The organism is Rhizobium ecuadorense (assembly GCF_001187535.1).
GTDB lineage: Bacteria > Pseudomonadota > Alphaproteobacteria > Rhizobiales > Rhizobiaceae > Rhizobium > Rhizobium ecuadorense.
This window is the reverse complement of sequence record NZ_LFIO01001494.1, coordinates 1-213: the sequence shown is the minus strand read 5'-3', so window position 1 is coordinate 213 and position 213 is coordinate 1. Positions and strand designations below refer to the sequence as shown.

Below are 213 nucleotides of genomic sequence, written 5' to 3'. Positions count from 1 at the left end.
GTGCGAGCCACCTCGATCCCAGCCGCAGTTGAGCCGGTGAAGGAGACAAGGTCCACCTCGGGATGGCTCGTCAAAGCATTGCCGACAACGCGGCCATCTCCATGAACAAGGTTGAACACGCCCTTGGGTACTCCGGCGTCATGGAGGATCTCGGCAAGGATCGTACCTGAGAACGGCGCGATTTCAGACGGTTTCAACACCACGGTGCAACCC

At 59.6% G+C, this 213-nt stretch carries 1 protein-coding gene; it reads right to left on the bottom strand.

The window, feature by feature from the left end; genetic code table 11:
• On the bottom strand, window positions 1-213 hold a 213-nt coding region (locus tag AF337_RS41090; protein WP_152971252.1), incomplete at both ends, for an aldehyde dehydrogenase family protein.